A 6,642-nucleotide genomic window follows, 5' to 3' on the forward strand; every position below is an offset into this window, starting at 1 on the left:
TCAAATTGCGTAGAAACTCTGCAGCTATGGGTTTTGTAGCAGTATTATGCAACTCAACATAGGTAAATTTCGATGTTCTATCTATAGCAACAAACAGATGTAATTTTCCTTCTTCTGTTCTAACTTCAGCAATATCAATATGCGATTGGATATTGCTTAAATTTCTTTTTGGCTTTTACCTCTCCTTCAATTTCTGGCAACCTGCTAATATCGTGCCTTTGTAAACAGCGATGCAGGCTAGAACGAGTTAAGTGCGGAATTGTAGACTGCAAGGCATAAAGGCAATCATCTAATGGTAGAAGTGGAAATGCAACAATTATAGCCTCTTCCTCCTTGCTTAAAACCGTTGATCTTGGATGTTTTGGTCCCATATTCACATCTTTAGTGAATGAACGTTTTTTCCATTTTACAATAGTTTTCGGGATAGCGCTCAGCAAGTTTTGCTATGCTCTCTTTACTATTTTGTATTGCTCTACGCACCGCCTCTGTTGTCTTGGCGCACCCATGTAATACTTGTTCCATAATTCCTCCTTTGATGGTATTTTTTTCTCATATTTTATTATACCATCACTCTTTGGGACTGCACATCTAAGAAATGAACGCTATTCTAATGATTTATCAGCTAAAGGAATTTAGCTTTTCCCACTCAGTAATCATCTCATTTGCTTGCTTTAATATCTCAATGGATGGTAAGTCTTGCATGCTGAGTGGTAGGCGAACGGTTTTATGTTCTATAAATCCAATTTCATGTAGAAGTGTTTTGGTGGGAACTGGATTACTCGCAATAAACAGGGTTTTGCAGACTTTCCACCAGATATCTGTTGATGGTTTTTCACTACTCAAACATTTTGCAACATATTTACGAGTTATACGTGGCCACAGGTTAGAAGCAACAGAAACTAAGCCTACAGCTCCCATGGCTGCCGTGGCCAGTATCATATTATCATCTCCACAAAATACCTGAATATTTGGTGCAACTGCTCGGTATTCAACTAGAGTTTCAACAATGCCGCTTGAGTCTTTTATAGCCCAAAATCTTTCATGGTCACATAAATTACGTACAGTTTCAGGATAAAGGCTTGTTCCTGCTCTTGATGGAATATTGTATAGCATGGCCGGCACGTGTGCTTTTTCGAGTAATTTTTCAAACCACAAGGTTTGCCCTATTATCCCAGGTTTTGTGTAAATAGGTGTGGTCATTAGATAGCCATGTATTGGCATATCTTTGCAGAAATCAAGCCATTCCAACGTCTGATATAGATTAACTCCTGGTACACCGACTATAATTTTTGTGTTTAACTTAAGCTGACATGCAAATTCAATTAATGCGCATTTTTCGGCATTAGTAAGTGATAAACCTTCACCTGTGCTACCAAGCAATACTACACCATTTCCAGCTTTGGCTTGCATTGTAAGTAAATGCTGCAAACTCCGATAATCTATGTTATTTCCATCGTGATTGAACGGAGTAACGCAGGCAGTCCATAAGAAATCAGACATCTCACTGCATTGATAACATTTCAGACACTTTGTGTTGCAAGAGCATTTTATGATCTAAGTCAGTTTTTTTGCATATAATTTCCAAATTTATCAAACTTTCCAGAATTTTTTTGAGTTCCGACAGGCGAAGTTTTGTTAAATGAGATTTAAAATTCTGTAACTGTTTAAAAAATAAAGGGGGATTAAGTTGATCGATTGCCTCTTGTTCACCAATACCGCTTTGTTTTAAGAGTAAAACGATTTCAAGACGTAAGCAATAATTTGATATAATACGAATCAGTGCTATTGATGAGAAGTTTTCATGAGATATTAACACATCAGAAACTCTGATAAAATTACTTACATCTTTATTTGCTATTGCAGAACATAGATTATCAAGTGTAGCATAGTTATTACCAGAAATTGCAAAACATGATTCTATATCAGTAAGTTTCAGATCTTTGCTATTTCCCAGATACAAGACTAATTTTTCAAGTTCTGGATATACTGGAACTTTACTATGATTGAAATAGGACTGCAAATGATAGATCAACTCATTTGTATATTTTATATCATTTTGCTTAAGGTACCCTGATATAATGTCATAGAGATTACTGTTGCTATCTTTATAGCAAGCAACTACACCAAAAATCTTAGAATTTTCCATGTAATTTTTAGTTGCAGAATTGTATGTAAGTTCACTTGCGATCATAATCATATAATGGCTGCCCATATTATGATCTAGCACATTTTTCAGCTCTTTTGATATGGTTCCGTGTACATTTATTAGCTTAATTAATTTTTTGTCACTAAACATTGAAATATTTGCCAACTCGGAAAGCAATAAATCAGGTAACTTATTTACTACTGTAAAGTCCATTACCTGAACTGAGTATCCAACCAAGTTGGCTATTACTTCTCTTGTATAAAAATCAACTCTGCTATTGTCACTGCCATAAATTAACACACCACTTAAAGCATCAGGTTTTTCTAACAACCTTTTAACTTTAGATGGTGTAATCTTCATGACCTCTATATAAGATGGTCATCCACGTGTGGCTGCTGAGTGTCTTCCTGGTGAGATTGCTCTGCTACTATGCTTTGTTGATCGTCTTCCCTGAGGATATGCTGATGGTATAATTTGTTTATTTTTTTCATACAATTACTTATCGGTTGACATACCCAATCATTGAACCATTCTTTTATCATGCCATTGACTCCATAAAATTAATCACATATAATGACAATAGTATAGCAAATTTGCCATTATATTGCCAGTAGTATGACAAGTTCTAACACATCAATGAAAAATGTTCAAGTAGAAAAAAATAGAGAGAATAAAATTACCATTACAATTTGCTCTTTGTTATTAATAGCGGCGATTGGTGCAATAGTTTTAGGAATTATGTATCCAACAACTATACCATATAGTTTAGAAATTTTTGGTGGTTCTGCGCTGGCCTTATTGGCTGCAGTAGAATGGCAAGGTGTTCATAAGAATTACGTACATTCTACAGGTCGTTCAAGGTTTTAATTCCAGATTTAGTCTTTTTTTAATAAAAATATTATAATCTTAATTATATTTATTAATAATACAAAAAGCTATGAGTGGTTGGAAAGAATTATTAGCGCAGGTAAGTTCTACTGGGAATAAATATATTATTGATATTATAAAAAGAATATTAGTGCAAAAATTTCCACATGTACGTGAAGAGTTGCAGAAAAGCGGATTTGATGCTGATTACCCGCTTTCATTTCAAAATGAACCTGTGAAAAAATTGGAAGAAGATGAAAGAGAAAACGAACTTGATACAGATAAAGGATATGAGGAAGATGAATTTGGTATCGATATCACACTCCCAGAATCAGAATATGAGGAAGACGAGATTGATATTGATTCCTTATATCAATATCAATCTACAACAAAAGTGGAGGAAGACACATTGAGTATTGATTCCGGATTCTCAGGATGTGATGAGGACGAATTAGATGTTGATTTATCATCTTTATTGCAAAATGAGAATGCAGGTGATGAATTATCATTATTATATATGACTGCTTTTTACGGCATATTAGAATTAGTGGATGTTCTATTAGCAGCAGGTGCAGATCCTAATGCACCAGATAATAATGGAAGTACTTATTTACACAGGGCTGTTAAAAATGGGCATAGGGAGGTGGTACGCATTCTATTGGATAAGGGTGCAAATGTTAATGCTGCAGATATATATGGAAATATTCCCTTGCATTACGCCGCTCAACATGGTGATGAAGGAATCATAAAGATTTTATCAGCAAAAGGTGCAGATAATACATTAGAGAATATTAAAGGTGAAACTCCAATATCCTTAGCTAAAGATGATGAAGCAAAGAAGTTTTTAAAGGATGCAGAAAATAAGATAAAAGATGAGAAAATTGGCCCTATTAAGGAAAATACTTTTGAAAGCACTTCCCTTACAAATGTTCAGTTATTCAAAATACAAACTGATAGTAAAACCCATTAAAATTTCATTATACAAAATAATGAAAAAATGGTATAATTTTGCTATAATATGAGCATAAAAATATGGAAGTTTCTTGATCCCAAGTGCGTTCAAGCAAATTTTCGGCAGCGAAAAAAACAAGGCTATTCTCATCCACTTTCTCAATGACATCCTTGGTTTTGCAGGTGAAAATGCAATACAAGATGTGGAATTTCTCAGCACGATCATGAACCCAGAAATAGCCTCGGATAAACAGAGCATCGTTGATGTATTATACAAAGATTCTTATGGCAATAAATATATCGTTGAAATGGTGCGACCTGAAAGTCTTAGATGTACAGCCCCAGAGTATGATGGAAGTATAAATAAATCAGGAAATTTTGTCCACTGATCACATATAAATTCATAAGGGGTAAAACCCTTAAGAGTCTTGAGGAGTTTTGCATAATTGTAGGCCATAACGAAGCTATAAAGATGCTCTTTAAGTTGTTGATGTGATTTATAGTAGTATTTCTTAACTGGTAGCATTCTTTAGTGTTTTATTCATACGTTCAACTTGCCCATTTGTCCAAGGATGGCCGATTTTAGTCAGCAATGTTATTTTTCTCACAAGCTCGGTCAAATATGTGCTGAAATATGACGTTCTTAATTGTATGCCGTTATCAGTCAAAATAGTATGGATTTTATAGGGCAAAATCTTTACGCAAAAATTCTGCAGCTATGGCCTTTGTGGCGCTGTTATGAAGCTCAACATAGGCAAATTTGATCTATAGCAACAAACAGCTGTAATTTTCCTTCTTCTGTTCTAACTTCAGCAATATCAATATGCGATTGGATATTGCTTAAATTTCTTTTTGGCTTTTACCTCTCCTTCAATTTCTGGCAACCTGCTAATATCGTGCCTTTGTAAACAGCGATGCAAACTAGACCGGAGGAATTGTGGCCTGCAAAGAATAAAGACAGTCGTCCAAAGGAAGAAGTGGAAATGCAACAATTATAGCCTCTTCCTCTTTGGTTAAAACCGTTGATCTTGGCTGCTTTGGTCCCATATTCACATCTTTAGTGAATGAACGTTTTTTCCATTTTACAATAGTTTTCGGGATAGCGTTCAGAAAGTTTTGCTATGCTCTCTTGACTATTTTGTATTGCTCTACACACCGCCTCTGTTGTTCTGGCACACCCATGTAATACTTGATAATTCCTCCTTTGATGGTATTTTTTTCTCATATTTTATTATACCATCACTCTCTGGGACTGTATACCTAGATAATAGGCAGCAAATAGTTAACAGTAGTAATCAGAAGCAAAGTATGGCTAACAAAATAATAAAATACCTCTATCTTCACTTAACAGAATTGCTGTAGAATCTGTAAATAATAAAAAAGGGATCACTTTTGGAGGTTAAGTTGTTTAATTTCGTCTAGTGAAAGGCCGGTGATTTCAGCAATAACATCTATAGAGATACCGGCTTTAAGTGAATTTTTTGCAACTTCAATTTTACTTTTTTCACGGCCAATGAGGATGCCTTCTTGTCTACCTTCTTGTCTACCTTCTTGTCTACCTTCTTGTCTACCTTCTTGTCTACCTTTGTGAGTAGCATCATCGAGTTTTTGTTCTAAAATAGCAGCTTCTTTCTGTAAATCCATTAACCTTTCTTCATAAGCTGCCAGGTCCTTCTTATGCCAATGAAACTTGTCTAATTCGTCATAAGCTAGCTTTATTATTGGAGATTTTTCTGCTATTTTTCTTAAATCTTCATCAGTAGTGTCTTCAGCATATTTGAAGAAAAATAGCCAACGATCTACGACATTTTCTAGCTGTTCTTCTCTACTCTTAGGAAATTTCGGCAACTCAATGAAAATAAATTGAAAATCTTGTAAGTCATGTTCATTAGTTTTTTCATCTCTTGTGGTATGGCTAGAGATATAATCAAGTTTATCAGGAAATAAAATACAATTAGAAATAGCAATAAAGAAAACCTTCTTTAAATCAAAGTACTTACTAGCTTTATCAGCCTGCCTTGAATAAGCTTTAGCAGCATAAAGTTGAGCACGTTTTTCAAAGCCTTTATCGCGAGCAAGCTGCATTTCGATCACGTACCTAGCTCCAGTAGAATCTCTACAGAGGACATCAACAATACTTTGCTTATCAGAGGCAATTTCAGGATCCATAATGGTGCTAAGGAATTCCACTTCTTGTATAGTATTTATTTCAGTAAACCCTAAAATATCATTGAGAAAATGGATAAGGATATTCTTATTTTTTTCAGTGCCGAATATTTTTTTAAAAGTCAAATCTAATTTTGGGTCAAGAAACTTCGAAAGAGCCATAACAAGAGTACCTAAAAAGCATTAATGATTATACTAAATTTTGAAGGAATGTTCAACGTATTTGTTATTTTTTGCTAAGATTTATATTTCAGTAGCAAATTTATATTAACTTGTGTAATTGTGGACGAAATGGTAAAAGGGCGTATTAACTTTAGACCCCCTGCAAAACGAGGAAAAAAGTAGAAAAACAAAAAAAAGCGTATAAAATGAGAGTTTTAGTGAGAGAAAATGGCAATAAATTATGCAAAAGTGGCAAAAACCCCTTATATTTTCAGACAATTAACGGGTCTAAAAACAGAAGAATTTGAAAAAATCGTGGAAAAAGTGAGGCCGGAGTGGGAAAAAATGGA

Annotated in this window: 6 protein-coding genes and 3 pseudogenes; 3 read left to right on the forward strand and 6 right to left on the reverse strand. The window is 34.5% G+C overall.

Features of this window, described 5'->3' with window-relative positions; translation table 11 throughout:
- The 4 genes and pseudogenes from IC220_RS05745 to IC220_RS05760 all read right to left on the reverse strand — a co-directional run.
- Positions 1-522 (reverse strand): annotated as a pseudogene (locus tag IC220_RS05745) (transposase family protein); the annotation flags it as partial.
- Between the two features lie 96 nt (positions 523-618).
- Positions 619-1,500 carry a 4-hydroxy-tetrahydrodipicolinate synthase gene (gene dapA / locus IC220_RS05750; RefSeq protein WP_188153549.1) on the reverse strand — a complete coding sequence of 294 codons (882 nt, stop codon included), beginning with the start codon at positions 1,498-1,500 and terminating at the stop codon, positions 619-621.
- A 1-nt stretch (position 1,501) separates the two neighbouring features.
- Positions 1,502-2,506: a DNA polymerase III subunit delta gene (gene holA, locus IC220_RS05755; RefSeq protein WP_188153550.1), complete on the reverse strand. Its 1,005-nt coding sequence runs from the start codon at positions 2,504-2,506 to the stop codon at positions 1,502-1,504.
- A 5-nt stretch (positions 2,507-2,511) separates the two neighbouring features.
- Positions 2,512-2,688, reverse strand: coding sequence for a hypothetical protein (locus IC220_RS05760; RefSeq protein WP_188153551.1), 177 nt, complete (start codon positions 2,686-2,688; stop codon positions 2,512-2,514).
- 73 nt (positions 2,689-2,761) lie between these two features.
- Between IC220_RS05760 and IC220_RS05765 the strand changes: the two genes are divergently transcribed.
- The 3 genes and pseudogenes from IC220_RS05765 to IC220_RS05775 all read left to right on the forward strand — a co-directional run.
- Entirely contained in the window at positions 2,762-3,013 is a 252-nt protein-coding gene (locus IC220_RS05765; RefSeq protein ID WP_188153552.1) for a hypothetical protein, read from the forward strand.
- A 70-nt stretch (positions 3,014-3,083) separates the two neighbouring features.
- The gene (locus tag IC220_RS05770; RefSeq protein WP_188153553.1) at positions 3,084-3,983 is read left to right on the forward strand and encodes an ankyrin repeat domain-containing protein; all 900 of its coding nucleotides are present in this window, start codon (positions 3,084-3,086) and stop codon (positions 3,981-3,983) included.
- 54 nt (positions 3,984-4,037) lie between these two features.
- Positions 4,038-4,275 (forward strand): annotated as a pseudogene (locus IC220_RS05775) (PD-(D/E)XK nuclease family transposase); the annotation flags it as partial.
- On the opposite strand, the pseudogene IC220_RS05780 reads toward IC220_RS05775, so the two are convergent.
- Positions 4,248-5,189, reverse strand: a pseudogene (locus IC220_RS05780) (integrase core domain-containing protein). The pseudogenes IC220_RS05775 and IC220_RS05780 sit on opposite strands and share 28 nt — an antisense overlap.
- Before the next feature lie 161 nt (positions 5,190-5,350).
- Positions 5,351-6,292: an Rpn family recombination-promoting nuclease/putative transposase gene (locus tag IC220_RS05785; RefSeq protein WP_188153554.1), complete on the reverse strand. Its 942-nt coding sequence runs from the start codon at positions 6,290-6,292 to the stop codon at positions 5,351-5,353.
- Positions 6,293-6,642 lie beyond the last annotated feature (350 nt).

The sequence above is a fragment of the Wolbachia endosymbiont of Pentalonia nigronervosa genome (assembly GCF_014534705.1).
GTDB lineage: Bacteria > Pseudomonadota > Alphaproteobacteria > Rickettsiales > Anaplasmataceae > Wolbachia.

Coding starts and splice junctions, on each gene's coding strand:
- IC220_RS05785 (WP_188153554.1), bottom strand. CDS start 6,292: ATGGCTCTTTCGAAGTTTCTTGACCCAAAATTAGATTTGACTTTTAAA.
- IC220_RS05760 (WP_188153551.1), bottom strand. CDS start 2,688: ATGATAAAAGAATGGTTCAATGATTGGGTATGTCAACCGATAAGTAAT.
- holA (WP_188153550.1), bottom strand. CDS start 2,506: ATGAAGATTACACCATCTAAAGTTAAAAGGTTGTTAGAAAAACCTGAT.
- IC220_RS05765 (WP_188153552.1), top strand. CDS start 2,762: ATGACAAGTTCTAACACATCAATGAAAAATGTTCAAGTAGAAAAAAAT.
- IC220_RS05770 (WP_188153553.1), top strand. CDS start 3,084: ATGAGTGGTTGGAAAGAATTATTAGCGCAGGTAAGTTCTACTGGGAAT.
- dapA (WP_188153549.1), bottom strand. CDS start 1,500: ATGTCTGATTTCTTATGGACTGCCTGCGTTACTCCGTTCAATCACGAT.